Raw genomic sequence first — 17,504 nt, 5'->3', positions numbered from 1 at the left:
TCCATCGTTCGGTTGAACTCCGGTTCAACCCCTTGCCGCGACGGTTCAACCCGGCTGGCGACGCGGGGTCCGGCCGACGCCGGGCACAGTCGTCGCGAGATCTTCACCGAGCTGGACAGGAGCAGTGATGAGCGGTGTGAGCAGGCGACGTCTTCTCGGCGCCGGAGGTGCGGTGCTCGGGGCGGCCTCTCTGGGCGTGGCGCTGCCGGGTGCGGGTGCTGCCGCGAGCGGTGGGCGCGTGACCGAGGAGCGCAAGTCGCTCGACGAGCTGTACGCCGACGCGCTGCGGGAAGGCGGCCAGCTGGTCGTGTACGCCGGTGGTGACACGGCCACCCAGCAGGACCGCACGAAGCAGGCGTTCCTGTCCAGGTTCCCCGACATGCGACTCACGATGGTCGTGGACTACAGCAAGTTCCACGACGTCCGGGTCGACCACCAACTGGCGACCCGCTCTCTCGTGCCGGACGTCGTGCAGCTGCAGACGCTGCACGACTTCACCCGGTGGAAGCAGCAGGGCGTGCTCCAGCCGTACAAGCCGGCCGGCTTCTCCAAGCTGTACAAGGAGTTCGCTGACCCGGACGGTGCCTGGGTCTCTGTTGCGGTGATCGCGTTCAGCTACCTGTACAGCGTGGCGGCGGCGGGCGGCAACGCTCCGCGCAGCCCGTTGGATCTTCTCGACCCGCGCTGGAAGGGTGCCATCGCGTCGTCGTACCCGCACGACGACGACGCGGTGTTGTACCTCTACTACCTGTACGCCAAGACTTACGGCCGCGAGTTCATGGTCAGGCTCGCCGAGCAGAACCCCCAGTTCGCCAGGGGCAGCCACACTCCCGGTGTCGCGGTCAACACCGGCCAGAAGGCCATCGGCATCGGCACCTCCGGCTCACTGACCGCCGCGGCGACCGCACCCGTGCGCTGGGCCGCCCCGGACGGCCACCCGTTCATGGCCTGGGGCCAGCGCGCCGCGATCCTCGCCGGTGCCGCCCACCCGGCAGCGGCGAAGCTCTACCTCAACTGGCAGCTCTCCCCGGCAGTTCAGCAGAACTCGTTCAACGGCTGGGGGGTCCGCACGGACGTCACGCCCGCGGGCGGTCTCAAGCCGATCTGGCAGTACCCCAACGCCAACGTCGAAGGCTTCCCGCGCTTCATGGCGGACCGCGCTGAGGTCGAGCGGTGGAAGCAGACGTTCGCGCTCTACTTCGGTGACGTCCAGGGTGCGCCGAGCCCAGGCCTGCTCGGCCTGCACCCCGGACGGTGAGCTAGCACTTGTACCGAAGCCCGCACCCCCCTGCTGTTTGGCGCGAAAAGCACGTTCGGGCCGATAGATGGCCCGAACGTGCTTTTCGCGCCAAAAAAATATGTCCGGTAAGTCTGAGCCGCTCTACGTTCGATACAGGTGTTAGTCCGCGGGCACCCAGGAGGGCTTGCGCTTCTCCTTGAACGCCGTGATGCCCTCCTGGCCCTCCGGGCCGCCGAAGTGCTGCGCCGACAGCTCGAGCATGTCCGCGAAGACCTTGCCCAGGTTCGACGACCGTTCCTGCTGGAGCATCTGCTTGGTGGCGGCCAGCGCGTTGGGTGCGCCGAGCGCGAGCATGTCGGTGTAGCGGCGGACCTCGGCGTCGACGCCGTCCACCGGCACGGCGGAGTTGAGCAGGCCGATGTCCTGGGCGCGCTGGGCGTCGAACGCCTCGCCGGTGAGGAACAGCTCGTGGGCCTGGCGGGGGAGCAGCCGCGGCAGCACGGTCACCGAGATGACCGCGGGCACGACACCGATCCTGACCTCGCTGAACGCGAACGTGGCCTCGTTGGCGGCGACGGCGATGTCGCAGGCGGCGACGATGCCGACCCCGCCCGCGCGGGCCGGGCCCTTGAGTGCGGCGACGACCGGCTTGGGGCTGGTCCAGATCTGCTCGAGGATCGCCGGGAACTCGTTGACGCCCTGGTCGCCCGCGCTCGCGCCGGCGGCCTCCTTGAGGTCCATGCCGGAACAGAACACGGTGCCCGTGTGGGTCAGCACGACCACGCGCACCTGGTCGTCCTGTGCCGCCGCGGTCAGGTGCTCCTTGAGCTCCCGGCGCAGCTGCGCGGACAGGGCGTTGCGGTTGTGGGGAGAGTCCAGCGTGATCGTCGCGATGCCACGCTGCACCTCGTAGTGGACCAGCTCGTCTGCCATGGGGCAGACCTTAGCTGTCGGGATATTGACAGCATGCTGTCGTATTTGACAGGATGCTGTCATGGGGATGAACACGGTGTACCTGGTTCTGGCCGACGAGCTCGCCGACTGGGAGTACGGCCACGTGGCGGCTCAGGTGAGCCTCCAGCAGTTCCAGCAGCGGCCGGGTCGCTACGAGATCAGGACGGTCGGGCTCACGACGGACCCGATCCGCACGCTCGGCGGCGTCCGGATGCTGCCGGACATCGCGATCGAGGACGTGTCGCTCGACGACGCCGCGATGCTCGTGATGCCGGGCGGCAACGGGTGGGAGGGCGGTGAGCTGGCCGCGTTCGGCAAGCTCGCGCGACGGTTCCGCGAGGCGGGCAAGCCGGTCGCGGCGATCTGTGGCGCGACGGTCGCGCTGGCGGCCGAGGGGCTGCTCGACGACGTGGCGCACACGTCGAACTTCCTCGAGGGACTTGGTTCCTACGGTGGCGCCGCGCTCTACCGCGACGAACGCGTCGTGCGGGACCAGGGCGTGATCACGGCCGGCGGTGCGAGCGCGCTCGAGTTCGCGCGGGAGGTGCTGGCGGAGCTGGAGACGTTCACGCCGGAGACGTTGCAGGCCTGGTACGAGTTCAACCGCGACGACACGGTGGAGGCGTTCGGGAAGCTGGTGGCGAGTGTCCAGGACTGAGGCGGGCGACGTCCTCACCGACGTCGTGATGAGGACGTTCCGCTTGTACGGAGCGTTTCTCGACGCGGCCGAGGTGATGACGAAGCCCGTCGGCCTGACCGCGGCGTGGTGGCAGGTGCTGGGTCCGGTGCTGCGCGAGCCGATGTCGGTGTCGGGGATCGCGCGGGAGATCGGGCTGACGCGGCAGTCGGTGCAGCGGATCGCGGACCTGTTGGTGGACAAGGGTTTGGCGGAGTACCTGCCGAACCCGGCCCACGCCCGCGCGAAGCTGCTCCGGCCCACCCCCGACGGTTACGCGGCGATCGACCGGCTGCGCGACATCCAGCACGAGTGGGCGAACCGCGTCAGTGCGCAGGTCTCCGTGGAAGACCTGCGCACGACGCTCGAGACCATGACCAAGCTGGTCGCGGCTGTCACGTGATGCCCGGCAGGGGTTGGGGCATCACGCTTTCTAGCCGATGGTCGTCGTCGTCAGGACGGGGCTGGGGTCCGGGTAGCCCTTCGCGGCGGCGTTGATCGGGAACCCGATCACCGTGACGACCGCGGTGAACGTGAGGCCCGGCGCGTCGTAGCTCGTGCCACCGAGCTTCGTGGTGATCGTGCCGGTACCGCCGGCCTGCAGGTTGATCGTGACGGTCGGCAGCTCGAAGTCGGCGCCGCCCTTGATCGGGCCGGGCACGCTCAGCACGACGTCGTTGCCCTGCAAGGCGATCGACGGCGTGCCGCCCAGCCCGGCACCGCCCGCCAGCGACGCGGACTGGAACTTCGAGTTGGCGGGCACCGGCAGCTTCAGCGCGAGCCCCTTGATCTCCCGCACCTGACGGCCACCGGCCTCGGACGGGATCTTGTTGGGGGCGGGGTCGATGGTGACCTTGAGCGTGCCGTTCGGCGCGACGCTCGCGGGCGCACTCGCGTCGAGGCCCTGGTCGAGCGTGAAGTCCGACGACTGCCCGGCGGCGCTCGCCCTGAGCTTGTAGGTGATGGTCTGCGGGGCTGCTGACGCGTTGGTGGCGAACATCAGCATCGGTACCAGTGCGAGGGATGCGATTCCGGCTAGCTTCATGACCTCTCCCCGTTGAGTGGACGAGGGGCACTTCCGGCACGCGGCGTAGTCCCTTGACTACTCATGAGTAGGTTTCACGTCAACAGTTCACACTTCACATCGCCTGAACGGCGCTGCGTACTCGATCTTGTGGCGGCGGCTGAAAGTGTTGTCCCGCCGAGAAGAGCTGGGCCGCGACCGACTGGCGCACCAGAGCCTTCGTCGTACCGGTCCAGCACGAGCTGCGCGACCTCGACCTTTGGCGAACGGTCTGGACCGCGGACGCGTGTGGGAGACCGGCGTCGATCCCGACCCACGTGCACACCGGGTGCGTATCGGCGGACCGCGGCCCGGCCGTTCGACCTCGGCCCGCTCCCGGAATGGGTGCAGTCAGACGACCTCGGCTAAGCAGCGACGGTCTGGCGCGCCAGGGCTTCGTCGTACCGGTCCAGCACGAGCTGCGCGACCTCGACGTCGTCCCCCAACGGCCGTGCGATGACGGCGTCGCCGGCGAGCGAGGCGACCTTGTCCGGCAGCAGCCCCGGCGCCAGGAACCACGACGCGACAGCGATCCGCGAAGCACCGCGGGCCTTCAACCGTTCGATCGCCTCGGGCACCGTCGGCGAGGCGATCGACGCGAACGCCGCCTCCACCCCGGCCCAGCCCGACTCACGAGCCCACCGCCGGGCGACGTGCGCCACGGCCTCGTTCGCGGGGGCGTGCGAGGACCCGGCACCGGCGAGCACCACGCCCAGCGAGGAGTCGCCGAAGTCGACGCCCGCCTCGGACAGCCGGCGCAACGCGGCCGACTCCAGCCGCGGATCCGGTCCCAGGACGTCGGTGACGACAGCGGGGACGCGGGACTCGGTGACGGCGGCAGGCACGTCGACCCGTGCGTGATGAGCCTTGCCCAGCAACAGGGGCACGACCACCGACGGGCCGCGCAGCACGTCGCTCAGCCGAGGTGCGCACAGGTCGAGGAAGCAGCCGCGGACGTCGAGTTCCGGTCGCAACGACCGCACTACGTCCAACAGTGCGTGGATCGACGCGGCCGAGCGCGGGTCACGGCTGCCGTGTGCGACAGCGATCAACGGGGTCCCAAAAGACGTCACAGCGCACCCGTCAGTCCACGAGCCCGCAGCACAGCGCGCTCCAACGGGCGGAACAGCAGCAGCTCGATCCCGATGCCCACCAACAGGATCAGGAAGATCGCCGCGATCACCATGTTGATGTCGTTCAACGACGACCCGTTGTGCAGGTACTGGCCGAGTCCGGTGCCGAGCTGCGGTGAGGTCGCGATGATCTCCGCGGCCATCAGCGACCGCCACGAGAACGCCCAGCCCTGCTTGAGGCCCGCCAGGTAGCCGGGCAACGCGGCGGGCAGCAGGATGTGCCGCGCCGAGGCCAGCCGACCGGCGCCCAGCGCACGTCCGACGCGGGGGAGCAGCGGCGGGATCTGGTCGATGCCCGCCACCAGGCCGTTGGCGATCGACGGCACCGAGCCCATGAGCACGACGAAGTAGATCGTCGACGGCGTCACGCCGAACCACAGGATCGCCGCCGGAACCCAGGCCACCGAAGGAAGTGACTGCAGACCCGTCAGCAACGACCCGATCGCCGCGCGCACCACCCGCACCTTGGCGACCAGCAGACCCAGCGGCGTCGCGATCAGCACCGCCGCGATGAACCCGAACACCGCGCGGTGCAACGAGGTCCACAGGATGCTGAACGCCTCACCCGTGCCGATGCTGCGCACGAGCTCGTTCCACACGTTGACCGGGGCGGGCAGCTGGAACTCCGGCAGCAGAGCCGAGGCCCACAACGCCTGCCACACGCCGAGGAGCAGGGCGAACGCGATGATCGGCGGCACGCCCGTCTTCAGGAACCGTTGCCACAACGGCGGCTTGTGCGCCTCCACCGGCACATCGAGCGCGTCGAGGCCGGCGCCGACCTTGTCGAGCGTGTCAGGAGGCGTGGCCACTGATGACCTCTCGCAGGTGGGTGTTGATCTCGTCGAGAACCGTGTCCGAAGAATCGGTGACGTCCCACTCGCGCACGACACGGCCGGGGCGCGAGGACAGCAGCACGACGCGCTGGCCGAGACGGACGGCCTCGCGCACGTCGTGCGTCACGAAGATGATCGCGGTGTTCGTGGTCTCCCACACGCGCAGGAGTTCGCTCTGCAGCACGTCACGCGTGATGGCGTCCAACGCCGCGAACGGCTCGTCCATCAGCAGCAGAGCGGGAGCGCCGTCCGCGGACACGGTGGTGGACGCCAGCGCGCGGGCCAGAGCCACGCGCTGACGCATACCACCGGAAAGCTCGTGCGGACGCTTGTCCGCGACGTCGCCGAGCCGCACCAGCTTCAGCAGCTCCAGCGCGCGACGCTTGCGCGCCAACCGGCCGACGCCCGCGAAGCGCAGCGCCAGCTCGACGTTGCGGGCGGCGGTGAGCCACGGCATGAGCGCGGGCTCCTGGAACATCACGGCCGGGCGCGACGTGTTGAGCTGCAACGAGCCCGACGTCGCGCCGTCCAGGCCGGCGACGATGTTCAGCAGCGTGCTCTTGCCGCAGCCCGAAGCGCCGAGGAGGCACACGAACTCGCCGGGCTTGACCTTCAGATCGACCCCGTCGAGGGCCACCACGGCCGAGCTGCCGTGGCCGAACACCTTGCGGACGCCGGCCAGTTCAACGGCAGTATCCACAGTAGACAGAACAGTGGTCTCGAGCGTGGCGGTCATGTCCGTGTGTCCCCTCGGAGAGTTACTTCTTGTCCAGACCGGCTGCTTGCACCTGCGGCTTGCCCTGTGCCTGAAGAACCTTGTTCAGCAACGTGAAGTCGGCGTACCCGGCGACGTTCGCGGCTTCCTTGGCCACGCCCGCGGTCACCGCGTCCTTGGCGAGCTGCGGGAAGGTCTTGGCCTGCGCGTCGGTCGTGAGGTCGATGTTGTCCCACGCGGCGTCGAGGATCTTCTGGCCGAGCTTCTTCGACGTGAGCTTCTCGAGAGCGGCGTTGGCGGTGGTCTTTGCCTCGTCCTTGTTCGCCTTGGCCCAGTCGATCGCCGCCACGTGACCCTTCAGCACCGCCTCGACCGTCTCCGGGTGCTCCTGCAGGAACTTCGTCCGCACGATGATGACGGTGGTCGGGAACTGCCCGCCCTCCCACAGGGTCTTCTCGTCCAGCAGCACCTTCGCGCCCGCCTCGGCGACCAGGCGCGCCGACCACGGCTGAGGAGCCCACGCGGCCTGGACATCGCCCTTCTTGAACAGGTCGAGCGTGGCCGCGTTCTCGGAGTTCTGCACGGTGACCTGGCCGGTGAGGTTCTTCTCCGCCAGGTACTTCTTCAGCGAGACGTCCTGCGTGTTCGCGAGCTGCGGCGTGGCGACGACCTTGCCCTTGAGGTCCTCGATCGAGTTGATCTCGGGCTTCACCACGAGCTGCGCGCCACCGGACGTGGCACCGGAGATCAGCTTGACCGCCTCGCCCTTGGACTTCGCGTAGGCGTTGATCGCCGGTCCGGAACCGATGTAGGCGATGTCGAGCGACTCGCCCAGCAGCGCGTTGACCTCGTCCGGACCCGCGTTGAACGTCTGCGTCGTGAGCTTGGTGTTGCCGAGCTCCTTGGCGAACAAGCCCTTCTCGACGCCGATCAGCGCGGCGGCGTGGGTCACGTTCGGGAAGTACCCGAGGCGGACCTCGGTCGCGGCACCCTTCGACTGGACGGGTCCGTCGTCAGTGCCACGACGGGTGCACCCCGACAGTGCTGTCAGTGCGATGAGCGCGATGGCGACGGCGGGCTTGAGCTTCACGAGAACGCCTTTCAGGGGCCGGGGGAGACGAGGGCGCGGTCGTCCTGGGCGGCGATGTCGCCACCCTCGGTACAGCTCTCCGCGTCCAGCTCCGGCAGCGGCGCGCCGACCAGTCCGGCGGCGAGCGTGCTGCCGTCGGAGACGTCGATCACCAGGAAGGACCCGGTGCGCCGGCTGAAGCTGTAGTCGTCCAGCGGAACGGGCTCCGCGAGCCGCAGAGCCACTCGGCCGATCTCGTTGAGCTCCAACGACGCAGGGCTGTCCACACTGGACAGCGTCTGCTCGTCGAAGCGGTCGCGCAGCTCGGTGACCATCGCCTGCACGGTGCGCGTCCCGTGCTTGACGAGAACTCGGGCGCCGGCGCGCAGCGGCTTCTCCGCGAGCCAGCAGAGCGTGGCGTCCAGCTCGTCGGTGACCTTGGGCTCGTTGCCCGCCACCGAGATCAGGTCGCCGCGCGAGATGTCGATGTCGTCGGCCAGCAGCAGCGTGACGGACTGACCCGCCGCCGCCTCCGGCAGTTCGCCGTCCGCGGTGTCGATCTTCGTGACGGTCGAGCGGCGGCCCGACGGCAGCACGACGATCTCGTCGCCCGGCTTGACCGTGCCCGCCGCGACCAGGCCGGCGTAACCGCGGTAGTCGAGGTGCTCGGCCGTGCGCGGGCGGATCACGTACTGCACGGGGAACCGGAACGGCGCGTCGTGCGGGTCCGGCTCGACCGGCACGTTCTCCAGGTGCTCCAACAGGGTCGGGCCGGAGTACCACGGCGTGTTCGCGGACTTCTCCACGACGTTGTCGCCGGCCAGCGCGGACACCGGGATCTCGACCACGGCGTCCTCGGTGTAGCCGAGCGCGGTGGCGTGAGCGGTGAACTCCTTGGCGATGCGGGAGAACGTCACCTCGTCGTAGTCCACGAGGTCGATCTTGTTGACCGCGAGGACGAGCCTCGGCACACCGAGCAGCGCGAGAACCGCGGCGTGGCGGCGGGTCTGCTCGATGACGCCCTTGCGCGCGTCGACGAGCAGCACCGCGAGCTGCGCGGTGGAGGCGCCGGTGACCGTGTTGCGGGTGTACTGCACGTGGCCGGGGGTGTCCGCGAGCACGAACGACCGCTTGGGCGTCGCGAAGTACCGGTACGCCACGTCGATCGTGATGCCCTGCTCGCGTTCCGAGCGCAGGCCGTCGACCAGCAGCGACAGGTCCGGCGTCGCGAGGCCGCGGTCGGCGCTCGCGCGGTGCACGGCGTCGAGCGTGTCCGCGAGCACGGACTTGGTGTCGTAGAGCAGCCTGCCGACGAGCGTGGACTTTCCGTCGTCCACGCTGCCCGCGGTAGCCAGCCTCAACAGGTCGCTCATTTAGAAGTAACCCTCCCGCTTGCGGTCTTCCATGGCGGCCTCGGACAGCCGGTCGTCGGCACGCGTGGCGCCGCGCTCGGTCAGTCGGGACGCGGCGACCTCGGCGATCACCGCGTGGATGTCGGCGGCGTCGGACTCGACAGCGCCCGTGCAGGAGCCGTCGCCGACCGTGCGGTAGCGAACCACCTTGCGCTGCAACGTTTCGCCGTCGCGCGCCTTGCCCCACGGACCTTCGGCGAGCCACATGCCGTCGCGCAGGAACACCTCGCGCTCGTGCGAGTAGTAGATGTCCGGCAGCTCGATGCCCTCGCGCTCGATGTAGTTCCACACGTCGAGCTCGGTCCAGTTGGACAGCGGGAACACGCGGACGTGCTCACCGGCGCGGTGCCGGCCGTTGTAGAGGTTCCACAGCTCCGGGCGCTGGCGCTTCGGGTCCCACTGGCCGAACGCCGTGCGCAGGCTGAAGATCCGCTCCTTGGCACGGGCGCGTTCCTCGTCCCTGCGTCCGCCGCCGAAGACCGCGTCGAACTTGTGCTGCGTGATGGAGTCCAGCAGCGGCACGGTCTGCAACGGGTTGCGCGTGCCGTCGGGGCGTTCTTCGAGACGGCCGTCGTCGATCCAGTCCTGGACCTTGGCGACCTCCAGGCGCAGGCCGTGTTGCGCGACGACGCGGTCGCGGAACTCGATGACCTCGTCGAAGTTGTGCCCGGTGTCGACGTGCAGCAGCGGGAACGGCACCGGCGCCGGGTAGAACGCCTTGATCGCGAGGTGCAGCAGCAGCGTCGAGTCCTTGCCGCCGGAGAAGAGGATCACCGGCCGGTCGAACTCACCCGCGACCTCGCGGAAGATGTGGATCGCCTCGCTTTCGAGGCGTCCCAGGGTGTCAAGCGCCCCAGAAAATGTGACCGTCATCCGTGCAACCCACATTCCGTCTTCGACTGGCCGGCCCACCGGCCGCTGCGGGCGTCCTGCCCCGGCAGCGGCTTCGACGTGCACGGCAGGCAGCCGATGGAGGGATATCCCTCCTGCACCAACAGGTTCTCGAGGATGCCCTTCTCGCGGATGTAGGCGTTGAACTCGTCGTCGCTCCACGGTGCGATCGGGTTGATCTTCACCAGGCCGTTGCGGTCGTCCCACTGCACGATCGGCGTGTTCGCGCGGGTGGGCGCGTCGACGCGGCGCACACCGGTGACCCACGCGTCGTACTTCGCGAGCTCGCGGCGCAGCGGCACGACCTTGCGCAGGTTGCAGCACTTCGCCGGATCCGACTGGTACAGCAGGCCGAACTCGCGTTCCTGGTCCTCGACCGACTGCTCGGCCTCGGCGTTGACGATCCGCACGTCCGGGTAGACGACCCCGACCGCGTCCCGCACACCGATGGTCTCCGGGAAGTGGTAGCCGGTCTGCAGGAACAGCACGTCGAAGTTCGGCTTCACCTTCGCGGCGAGGTCGATCAGCACGGCGTCCTGCATGTTCGAGGCGACGATGTAGTTGTCGCCGAACGTCCGCGCGGTCCACTCCAGCGCCTCGATCGCGGAAGCGTTCGCCAGCTCTTCTTGCGCGGCTTCGGCGACGATCTTGAGGTCTTCCTTGAGATCGCTCACTTCTTCACCTCCTGCGGCAGGTTGAGCCCGACGAAACTGACCTTGAAGACGCGGCGGCACCCGGTGCACAGCCACGCGTAGCTGGGTTCCTCCTGCGGCCGGAGGTCCTCGTCTCCGCAGTAGGGGCAGTAGAACGGCGTCGCGCGTTCGCTCATCGAAGCGTTCCCTCTTCCGCCCTGGCGACCCACTGGGCGAAGCGCTCGTCGGTCTCGCGCTGGGCGACGAAGTTCCGCACGACCCGTTCGACGTACTCGGGCAGCTCGGCCGCGGTGACCTTGTGGCCGCGCAGCTTCCGGCCGAAACCGGCGTCGAGGCCGAGACCGCCGCCGAGGTGCACCTGGAAGCCCTCGACCTGGTTGCCCTGGTCGTCCGTGACGATCTGGCCCTTGAGCCCGATGTCCGCGGTCTGGATGCGGGCGCAGGAGTTGGGGCAGCCGTTGATGTGCACGGTGATCGGCGCGGTGACGCCGTCGACGATGTCCTTGAGGTTGGCTTCGAGCTGCGTGACGAGCTCGTTGGCGCGGGCCTTGGTCTCGACGATCGCGAGCTTGCAGAACTCGATGCCGGTGCAGGCCATGATGCCCCGGCGCCACGGCGACGGTTCGACCTGCAGACCCAGCTTGGCGAGGTTGCTCTTCAGCGTGGAGACCTCGGCCTCCGGCACGTCCAGCACGATGATCTTCTGCTGCGGCGTGAACCGGACGCGCTGCGACCCGGCCTGCTCGGCGATCTTCGCGACCTCGACCAGGATCGAGCCGGACACGCGGCCCGCGACCGGCGCGGCACCGACGTAGAACAGGCCGTCCTTCTGCTTGTTCACGCCGATGTGGTCGAGCTGCTGGTCGAGGACCTCGGGCGCCGGGCCGTCGATCATCTTGCGCTTGAGGTACTCGTCCTCCATGACCTGGCGGAACTTCTCGGGGCCCCAGTCGGCGACGAGGAACTTGATGCGCGCGCGGTGACGCAGGCGGCGGTAGCCGTAGTCGCGGAAGACGCTGATGACGGCTTCCCACACGTCGGGCACCTCGTCGAGCGGCACCCAGGCGCCGAGTCGCTTGCCCAGCATGGGGTTCGTCGACAGGCCGCCGCCGACCCAGAGGTCGAAACCGGGACCGTGCTCGGGGTGGTTCACGCCGACGAACGCGACGTCGTGGATCTCGTGCGCGACGTCCTGCAGGCCGGAGATGGCGGTCTTGAACTTGCGCGGCAGGTTCGAGAACCGCGGGTCGCCGATGTAGCGCTCGAGGATGGTGTCGATCGCCGGCTGCCCGTTGATCACCTCGTCCTGGGCGATGCCCGCGACCGGCGAGCCGAGGATGACGCGGGGGCTGTCGCCGCACGCCTCCATCGTCGTGAGCCCGACCGCTTCGAGCTTCTGCCAGATCGTGGGAACGTCCTCGATCTGGATCCAGTGGTACTGGATGTTCTGGCGGTCGGTGATGTCGGCGGTGTCCCGCGCGTACGTCTGCGAGATCTCGCCGAGGACCTTCAGTTGCTGCGTGGACAGCGCACCGCCGTCGCTGCGGACGCGCATCATGAAGTACTCGTCGTCGAGCTCTTCGGGCTCGAGCGTGGCCGTGCGGCCGCCGTCGATCCCGGGCTTGCGCTGCGTGTACAGGCCGTACCAGCGGAACCGGCCGCGCAGGTCAGCGGGGTCGATCGAGTCGAAACCGCGGTGGGCGTAGATGCCCTCGATGCGGGCGCGGACGTTGAGCGGGTTGTCGTCCTTCTTGCTCCGCTCGTTGGGGTTCAGCGGCTCTCGGTAGCCGAGCGCCCACTGTCCCTCGCCGCGACGCTGCTTGGCGCGCGGTGACGTCTGCGGCGGGACCATCGCCATCCTCCGGGTTTTCGAGGCGCTTCGTGCGCGTGCGAGCCCAGAGGTGCTTGTGGTGGGGGTCTCGTCAGCGCACCAAGCGCCGACGGGAACAAATCAGCGCGAGGTCATGCCGAACGACGGCACATCGCGCTGGAGACACGACGGAAGTCGACGTGGCGGCGGGCCACGAGGCGGACTCCGGTCGAATGCATGACCTCAGTGTGCCTGCCGTCCACGGCATGGTCCACCGCCAACCGCATGCTGGGATTTTGCTGGGGAAGTTGACATTCTCGGCCGGTTTCGCAGCGTAGTACTTCTGTCACAGACAGAGATGTGTCCTGGCTGGGCACCGCCGTTCGGGGCCCGTGGTGGACACTGAGCGTCATGCCCTCCGCTCTGCCCGAAGGCGAGCCCGCGCCCGCCGACGGTTCGCTCCCCGCTTCTTCGCTGTCCGGCCTCGGCTCCCGCCCGTTCGGCATCTACGTGCACGTGCCGTTCTGCGCGACGAGGTGCGGCTACTGCGACTTCAACACCTACACGCCCGGTGAGCTGGGTTCGTCGGCGTCGCCCGAGTCGTGGCTGGAGGGCCTGCGCCGCGAACTGGACCTGGCCGCGTCCGTCCTCGGGGCTCCTGTTCCTGCCTCCACGGTGTTCGTGGGCGGCGGCACGCCGTCGTTGCTGGGCGCCAAGGGGCTCAGCGATGTATTGGATGCGATACATCAGTCGTTCGGCCTAGCCCCCGGCGCCGAGGTGACGACGGAGTCGAACCCGGAGTCGACGTCCTCGGAGTTCTTCGCCGGTATACGGGATGCCGGCTACACCAGGGTGTCGCTCGGCATGCAGTCCGCAGCCCGTCACGTGCTGGCGGTGTTGGACCGCAAGCACACCCCCGGCCGTCCGGTGGACGCCGCCCGCGAGGCCCGCGCGGCAGGCTTCGAGCACGTGAACCTGGACCTGATCTACGGCACCCCGGGGGAACGCCCGTCGGACCTGGCCGCGTCCCTCGACGCCGTGCTGGAAGCGGGCGTCGACCACGTCTCCGCCTACGCGTTGATCGTGGAGGACGGCACGGGCCTGGCCCGGCGCATCCGCCGCGGCGACCTGCCGATGCCGGATGACGACGTGCTCGCCTCGTCCTACGAGATGGTCGACACGGTGTTGTCCGGTGCCGGCTTCTCCTGGTACGAGGTGTCGAACTGGGCGACGTCCGTCGAGGCGCAGTGCCGGCACAACGTCCTGTACTGGAAGGGCGCCGACTGGTGGGGCTTCGGACCGGGCGCGCACAGCCACGTGGGCGGCGTGCGGTTCTGGAACGTGAAGCACCCGGCGCGCTACTCGTCGCTGCTGGCGGAGGGTCAGTCGCCTGCAGCCGGACGTGAGGTGCTGTCGGAGGAGGACCGCCGGGTCGAGCGGGTGCTGCTGGAGCTGCGCCTGGCCGAGGGGCTGCCGGTCGACGTGCTGGACGAGGCAGGGCGTGAGGAAGCGAAGCGGGCGGTCGCCGACGGCTTGCTCGAACCGCTCGACGACCGTTGTGTGCTGACGGATCGGGGACGGTTGCTCGCGGACGCGGTGGTGCGGCGGTTGCTGCCGTGATCAGCGGGCGCGCACGTCGTGCTGGCTGCGCTCCTCGGTGACGACCTCACCGTTCTTGCGGTACGTGACGCTGGCCCACCACAGGCCGTCCGGGCGTCTCACCGGCTCCCAGACCAGCGTGCCTTCCCACCACTCGTCATCGCTGTGCACCAGGCACGGTTTCTCCTCCGGTGACGGCCCGTCGTCGGGTGGCCGGAGCCACCTCACGTTGTCCACGTTTGGACCCTAGCGACCTGCACCGACAAAAACGCGGGGCCGAACGGCTGACCAGCGGCTCGCATCCCGCTGGAGCGGACACCGGGCACGAAACCGGCTGGGTAAACTCGGGAGTAGCGGACACGGAGGTGAGCAGCGGTGAACGCCGATGAGCGTCGGTTCGAGGTCTTGCGCGCCATCGTTGCCGACTACGTGTCCAACCAGGAGCCCGTCGGGTCGAAGGCGCTGGTCGAGCGGCACAACCTGGGTGTGTCGAGTGCGACCGTGCGCAACGACATGGCTGCCCTGGAGGACGAGGGCTACATCGCCCAGCCCCACACCAGTGCCGGTCGCGTGCCGACGGACAAGGGCTACCGGCTCTTCGTCGACAAGCTCAGCGAGATCAAGCCGCTCTCGCAGGCCGAGAAGCGGGCCATCCGGAGCTTCCTCGACGGGGCGCTCGACCTCGACGACGTGATGCGCCGCAGCGTGCGGTTGCTCGCGCAGCTCACCAGGCAGGTCGCGGTGATCCAGGTGCCGACCCTGTCCCGCGCGGCCGTGCGGCACCTCGAGGTGCTGCCGATCACGCCGTCGCGGCTGATGCTCGTGCTGATCACCGACACCGGTCGCGTCGATCAGCGGATCGTCGAGCTCGGTGACGTGATCAGCGAGGAGCACACGGCCCAGCTGCGCGGCGTGCTGAACCAGGCGATGGCGGGCCAGCGCCTGGCCGACGCCTCGGCCAAGGTCGCCGAGCTGCCGGAGGAGGTTCCGTCGAACCTGCGCGATCCGATGCTGAGAGTCGCTACCGTGCTCATCGAGACGCTCGTCGAGCACCCCGAGGAACGGCTCGTGCTCGGCGGCACCGCGAACCTCACGCGCAACGTCGCCGACTTCCCGGGCTCGCTGCGGCAGGTGCTGGAGGCGTTGGAGGAACAGGTCGTCGTGCTCAAGCTGCTCGCCGCCTCCCGCGACCCCGGTCGCGTGCTGGTGCGCATCGGCGAGGAGAACGAGGCCGCTGAGATGCGCAGCACGTCCGTGGTGTCGATCGGCTACGGCAGCCGTGACAATCTGCTCGGGGGCCTCGGGGTCGTCGGACCGACGCGCATGGACTACCCCGGAACCATGGCGGCCGTCCGCGCGGTCGCCAACTACGTCGGTGAGATCCTGACCGGTCGTTGAAACCAGGAACTTTGCTCTGAAAGATGAACACGAAAGCGAACAAGGTGGCCAGGGATTACTACGGCATCCTCGGTGTTGCGCAGAACGCGACACAGGATGAGATCAAGCGCGCCTATCGCAAGCTCGCCAGGCAGCTGCACCCGGACGTCAATCCCAACGAGGAGGCCCGCTTCAAGGAGGTGACGGCCGCCTACGAGGTGTTGTCGAACCCCGAGAAGCGCCGCGTCGTCGACCTGGGCGGCGACCCGCTCGACTCCGGCGGCGGTGGCCGCGCGGGCGGTGACCCGTTCGCGGGCTTCGGCCTCGGCGACATCATGGACGCCTTCTTCGGCGCCACGTCCGGTGGCGGGCGTGGTCCGCGCAGCCGCGTGCAGCCCGGCTCCGACGCGTTGATCCGGCTCGACATGACGCTGGAGGAGTGCGCGGCGGGTGCTACCCGTGAGCTGACCGTCGACACGGCGATCCTGTGCGACCGCTGCCACGGCGCCGGTACCCAGAACAACTCCAAGCCCGTCCAGTGCGACACGTGCCACGGCCGCGGCGAGGTCCAGTCCGTGCAGCGCTCGTTCCTGGGCCAGGTCGTGACGTCACGTCCGTGCCCGGTGTGCCGCGGCTTCGGCGAGGTCATCCCCGACCCGTGCCAGCAGTGCGCCGGTGACGGCCGCACGCGGTCGCGCCGCACGATCTCCGTGAACATCCCCGCCGGTGTCGCCGAGGGCATGCGCGTGCGTCTCGCGGGCCAGGGCGAGGTCGGCCCCGGTGGTGGTCCGGCAGGCGACCTCTACGTCGAGGTCGAGGAGCACCCGCACGAGATCTTCGAACGCGACGGCGCCGACCTGCACTGCGTGGTGCAGATCCCGATGACCACGGCCGCGCTGGGCGCGACCCTGCCGTTGAAGACGCTCGACGGCGAGGAAGAGCTGCAGATCGACCCCGGCACGCAGCCGAACACGCAGCTCGTGCTGACGGGCCGCGGCATGCCGAAGCTGCGCTCCACCGGCCGCGTCGACGGCCGCGGCGACCTGCACGTGCACCTCGAGGTCGTCGTGCCCACCAAGCTCGACGCCGCCCAGTCCGCGTTGCTGCGCGACCTGGCCGAGATGCGCGGTGAGAGCGAGCCCTCGTTGTCCCACAACGGCAAGGGCGGCGGCGGGCTGTTCTCACGTCTGCGCGCCTCGCGCGGCAACCGGTGACCCTGCCGGTCTTCCTCGTCCCGGCGTTGCCGCCGGGCGAGGAGTTCGTGCTGGACGGACCGGAAGGCCGCCACGCCGCGACGGTGAAGCGGTTGCGCGTGGGCGAGGAGCTCGTGCTGTCCGACGGTTCCGGCGCCCAGGTGCGCTGTGCCGTCGTGGCGGTGGAGCGCGACGCCCTGTCGCTGCGGGCGGTCGAACGCTGGGTGGAGCCAGAGCAGACGCCCCGCGTGGTGCTCGCCCAGGCGTTGGTGAAGGGCGACCGCGGCGAGCTCGCGGTCGAGCTCGCCACCGAGGCCGGTGTGGACGGTGTGGTGCCGTGGCGCGCCGCCCGGTGCATCACCAAGTGGGAGGACGGCCCGCGCGGCGCGAAAGCGTTGGGGCGCTGGCGATCCACGGTTCGAGAGGCAGCGAAGCAGGCCCGGCGCTCGCGCGTGCCGTTCGTCGACGAACCGGTCTCGACCGCCCAGCTCGCCCAGCGCGTGTCGTCGTCGGCGCTGACGCTCGTGTTGCACGAAAGCGCGACGGAACGCCTCGCGGACGTCGAACTGCCGACCGCCGGGGACGTGCTGCTCGTCGTCGGTCCAGAAGGCGGAATCTCGCCGGAGGAACTCGACGCTCTGCGATCTTCGGGTGCCCGGATCGTCCGATTGGGCCCAACCGTTCTGCGTGCATCTACCGCCGCCGCGGTTGCTCTTGGTGCGCTGGGGGTACTCACCACCCGGTGGTGACCCCAGTCACTCGGAAGATGAACGGCTGATGGATTGGCTTGACGCAAGTTGTAGCGAATCCCAGGCAGTTGGGGTTACCCTTGCTACAGAGGGGCTCAATTGGTCTAGCCGTAAACGGAGTAGACGATTAGGCTCTT

The 17,504-nt window shown here is 69.1% G+C and carries 19 protein-coding genes; 7 read left to right on the top strand and 12 right to left on the bottom strand.

Annotated elements, in window-relative coordinates:
• Positions 1 to 127 precede the first annotated feature (127 nt).
• Positions 128 to 1,258 carry an ABC transporter substrate-binding protein gene (locus ACFOWZ_RS29370; protein WP_382377136.1) on the top strand — a complete coding sequence of 377 codons (1,131 nt, stop codon included), beginning with the start codon at positions 128 to 130 and terminating at the stop codon, positions 1,256 to 1,258.
• A gap of 141 nt (positions 1,259 to 1,399) precedes the next feature.
• Here the strand turns inward: ACFOWZ_RS29370 and ACFOWZ_RS29365 are convergent, their stop codons facing one another.
• Positions 1,400 to 2,173, bottom strand: coding sequence for an enoyl-CoA hydratase family protein (locus ACFOWZ_RS29365; protein ID WP_382377135.1), 774 nt, complete (start codon positions 2,171 to 2,173; stop codon positions 1,400 to 1,402).
• A gap of 61 nt (positions 2,174 to 2,234) precedes the next feature.
• Between ACFOWZ_RS29365 and ACFOWZ_RS29360 the strand changes: the two genes are divergently transcribed.
• Together ACFOWZ_RS29360 and ACFOWZ_RS29355 are read left to right on the top strand one after the other, a co-directional pair.
• Complete coding sequence (locus ACFOWZ_RS29360; RefSeq protein ID WP_382377134.1) at positions 2,235 to 2,852, top strand: DJ-1/PfpI family protein; 618 nt, start codon at positions 2,235 to 2,237, stop codon at positions 2,850 to 2,852.
• On the top strand, positions 2,839 to 3,273 hold the full coding sequence (locus tag ACFOWZ_RS29355) for a MarR family winged helix-turn-helix transcriptional regulator (RefSeq protein ID WP_382377133.1): 435 nt from the start codon (positions 2,839 to 2,841) through the stop codon (positions 3,271 to 3,273). Before ACFOWZ_RS29360 ends, ACFOWZ_RS29355 begins: the two co-directional genes overlap by 14 nt.
• A 30-nt stretch (positions 3,274 to 3,303) precedes the next feature.
• Here the strand turns inward: ACFOWZ_RS29355 and ACFOWZ_RS29350 are convergent, their stop codons facing one another.
• The 10 genes from ACFOWZ_RS29350 to ACFOWZ_RS29305 all read right to left on the bottom strand — a co-directional run bounded on the left by ACFOWZ_RS29350 (position 3,304) and on the right by ACFOWZ_RS29305 (position 12,491).
• Positions 3,304 to 3,915, bottom strand: a complete 612-nt coding sequence (locus ACFOWZ_RS29350) for a cyclase (protein ID WP_382377132.1) — start codon at positions 3,913 to 3,915, stop codon at positions 3,304 to 3,306.
• Positions 3,916 to 4,298: 383 nt separating this feature from the next.
• Positions 4,299 to 4,982, bottom strand: a complete 684-nt coding sequence (locus ACFOWZ_RS29345; protein WP_382377171.1) for a sirohydrochlorin chelatase — start codon at positions 4,980 to 4,982, stop codon at positions 4,299 to 4,301.
• Positions 4,983 to 5,002: 20 nt separating this feature from the next.
• Positions 5,003 to 5,875 carry an ABC transporter permease gene (locus tag ACFOWZ_RS29340; protein ID WP_382377131.1) on the bottom strand — a complete coding sequence of 291 codons (873 nt, stop codon included), beginning with the start codon at positions 5,873 to 5,875 and terminating at the stop codon, positions 5,003 to 5,005.
• Positions 5,859 to 6,635, bottom strand: a complete 777-nt coding sequence (locus ACFOWZ_RS29335) for an ABC transporter ATP-binding protein (RefSeq protein ID WP_382377130.1) — start codon at positions 6,633 to 6,635, stop codon at positions 5,859 to 5,861. The genes ACFOWZ_RS29340 and ACFOWZ_RS29335 overlap by 17 nt, the downstream gene beginning before the upstream one ends.
• A 22-nt stretch (positions 6,636 to 6,657) precedes the next feature.
• Positions 6,658 to 7,704 carry an ABC transporter substrate-binding protein gene (locus ACFOWZ_RS29330; protein ID WP_382377129.1) on the bottom strand — a complete coding sequence of 349 codons (1,047 nt, stop codon included), beginning with the start codon at positions 7,702 to 7,704 and terminating at the stop codon, positions 6,658 to 6,660.
• Between the two features lie 11 nt (positions 7,705 to 7,715).
• On the bottom strand, positions 7,716 to 9,056 hold the full coding sequence (locus ACFOWZ_RS29325; RefSeq protein WP_382377128.1) for a sulfate adenylyltransferase subunit 1: 1,341 nt from the start codon (positions 9,054 to 9,056) through the stop codon (positions 7,716 to 7,718).
• Positions 9,057 to 9,968, bottom strand: a complete 912-nt coding sequence (gene cysD / locus ACFOWZ_RS29320) for a sulfate adenylyltransferase subunit CysD (protein ID WP_382377127.1) — start codon at positions 9,966 to 9,968, stop codon at positions 9,057 to 9,059.
• Complete coding sequence (locus tag ACFOWZ_RS29315) at positions 9,965 to 10,660, bottom strand: phosphoadenylyl-sulfate reductase (protein ID WP_382377126.1); 696 nt, start codon at positions 10,658 to 10,660, stop codon at positions 9,965 to 9,967. The genes cysD and ACFOWZ_RS29315 overlap by 4 nt, the downstream gene beginning before the upstream one ends.
• Positions 10,657 to 10,815: a hypothetical protein gene (locus ACFOWZ_RS29310; protein WP_030472080.1), complete on the bottom strand. Its 159-nt coding sequence runs from the start codon at positions 10,813 to 10,815 to the stop codon at positions 10,657 to 10,659. The genes ACFOWZ_RS29315 and ACFOWZ_RS29310 overlap by 4 nt, the downstream gene beginning before the upstream one ends.
• Positions 10,812 to 12,491: a nitrite/sulfite reductase gene (locus ACFOWZ_RS29305; protein WP_382377125.1), complete on the bottom strand. Its 1,680-nt coding sequence runs from the start codon at positions 12,489 to 12,491 to the stop codon at positions 10,812 to 10,814. The genes ACFOWZ_RS29310 and ACFOWZ_RS29305 overlap by 4 nt, the downstream gene beginning before the upstream one ends.
• Positions 12,492 to 12,860: 369 nt before the next feature.
• Here ACFOWZ_RS29305 and hemW point away from each other — a divergent pair, with 369 nt between their 5' ends.
• The gene (gene hemW, locus ACFOWZ_RS29300; protein WP_382377124.1) at positions 12,861 to 14,069 is read left to right on the top strand and encodes a radical SAM family heme chaperone HemW; all 1,209 of its coding nucleotides are present in this window, start codon (positions 12,861 to 12,863) and stop codon (positions 14,067 to 14,069) included.
• On the opposite strand, the gene ACFOWZ_RS29295 is transcribed toward hemW, so the two are convergent.
• On the bottom strand, positions 14,070 to 14,285 hold the full coding sequence (locus ACFOWZ_RS29295; RefSeq protein WP_382377123.1) for a hypothetical protein: 216 nt from the start codon (positions 14,283 to 14,285) through the stop codon (positions 14,070 to 14,072).
• 138 nt (positions 14,286 to 14,423) lie between these two features.
• On the opposite strand from ACFOWZ_RS29295, the gene hrcA reads away from it, so the two are divergent.
• Genes hrcA through ACFOWZ_RS29280 form a run of 3 tightly spaced genes read left to right on the top strand, consistent with a single transcriptional unit; the run spans position 14,424 to position 17,367 of the window.
• Positions 14,424 to 15,446: a heat-inducible transcriptional repressor HrcA gene (hrcA, locus tag ACFOWZ_RS29290; protein ID WP_030472084.1), complete on the top strand. Its 1,023-nt coding sequence runs from the start codon at positions 14,424 to 14,426 to the stop codon at positions 15,444 to 15,446.
• Positions 15,447 to 15,490: 44 nt separating this feature from the next.
• Complete coding sequence (dnaJ, locus tag ACFOWZ_RS29285) at positions 15,491 to 16,639, top strand: molecular chaperone DnaJ (protein ID WP_030472085.1); 1,149 nt, start codon at positions 15,491 to 15,493, stop codon at positions 16,637 to 16,639.
• Complete coding sequence (locus ACFOWZ_RS29280; protein WP_382377122.1) at positions 16,636 to 17,367, top strand: 16S rRNA (uracil(1498)-N(3))-methyltransferase; 732 nt, start codon at positions 16,636 to 16,638, stop codon at positions 17,365 to 17,367. Before dnaJ ends, ACFOWZ_RS29280 begins: the two co-directional genes overlap by 4 nt.
• Positions 17,368 to 17,504: the final 137 nt, after the last annotated feature.

The organism is Lentzea rhizosphaerae, assembly GCF_042649515.1.
Classification (GTDB): domain Bacteria; phylum Actinomycetota; class Actinomycetes; order Mycobacteriales; family Pseudonocardiaceae; genus Lentzea; species Lentzea aerocolonigenes.
This window is presented reverse-complemented; position numbering and strand designations above follow the sequence as displayed.

What these genes read in the sequence shown, in the direction of transcription:
- ACFOWZ_RS29370 (WP_382377136.1), top strand. Translation starts at nt 128, where the DNA reads ATGAGCGGTGTGAGCAGGCGACGTCTTCTCGGCGCCGGAGGTGCGGTG.
- ACFOWZ_RS29365 (WP_382377135.1), bottom strand. Translation starts at nt 2,173, where the DNA reads ATGGCAGACGAGCTGGTCCACTACGAGGTGCAGCGTGGCATCGCGACG.
- ACFOWZ_RS29360 (WP_382377134.1), top strand. Translation starts at nt 2,235, where the DNA reads ATGGGGATGAACACGGTGTACCTGGTTCTGGCCGACGAGCTCGCCGAC.
- ACFOWZ_RS29350 (WP_382377132.1), bottom strand. Translation starts at nt 3,915, where the DNA reads ATGAAGCTAGCCGGAATCGCATCCCTCGCACTGGTACCGATGCTGATG.
- ACFOWZ_RS29335 (WP_382377130.1), bottom strand. Translation starts at nt 6,635, where the DNA reads ATGACCGCCACGCTCGAGACCACTGTTCTGTCTACTGTGGATACTGCC.
- ACFOWZ_RS29325 (WP_382377128.1), bottom strand. Translation starts at nt 9,056, where the DNA reads ATGAGCGACCTGTTGAGGCTGGCTACCGCGGGCAGCGTGGACGACGGA.
- cysD (WP_382377127.1), bottom strand. Translation starts at nt 9,968, where the DNA reads ATGACGGTCACATTTTCTGGGGCGCTTGACACCCTGGGACGCCTCGAA.
- ACFOWZ_RS29310 (WP_030472080.1), bottom strand. Translation starts at nt 10,815, where the DNA reads ATGAGCGAACGCGCGACGCCGTTCTACTGCCCCTACTGCGGAGACGAG.
- ACFOWZ_RS29305 (WP_382377125.1), bottom strand. Translation starts at nt 12,491, where the DNA reads ATGGTCCCGCCGCAGACGTCACCGCGCGCCAAGCAGCGTCGCGGCGAG.
- hemW (WP_382377124.1), top strand. Translation starts at nt 12,861, where the DNA reads ATGCCCTCCGCTCTGCCCGAAGGCGAGCCCGCGCCCGCCGACGGTTCG.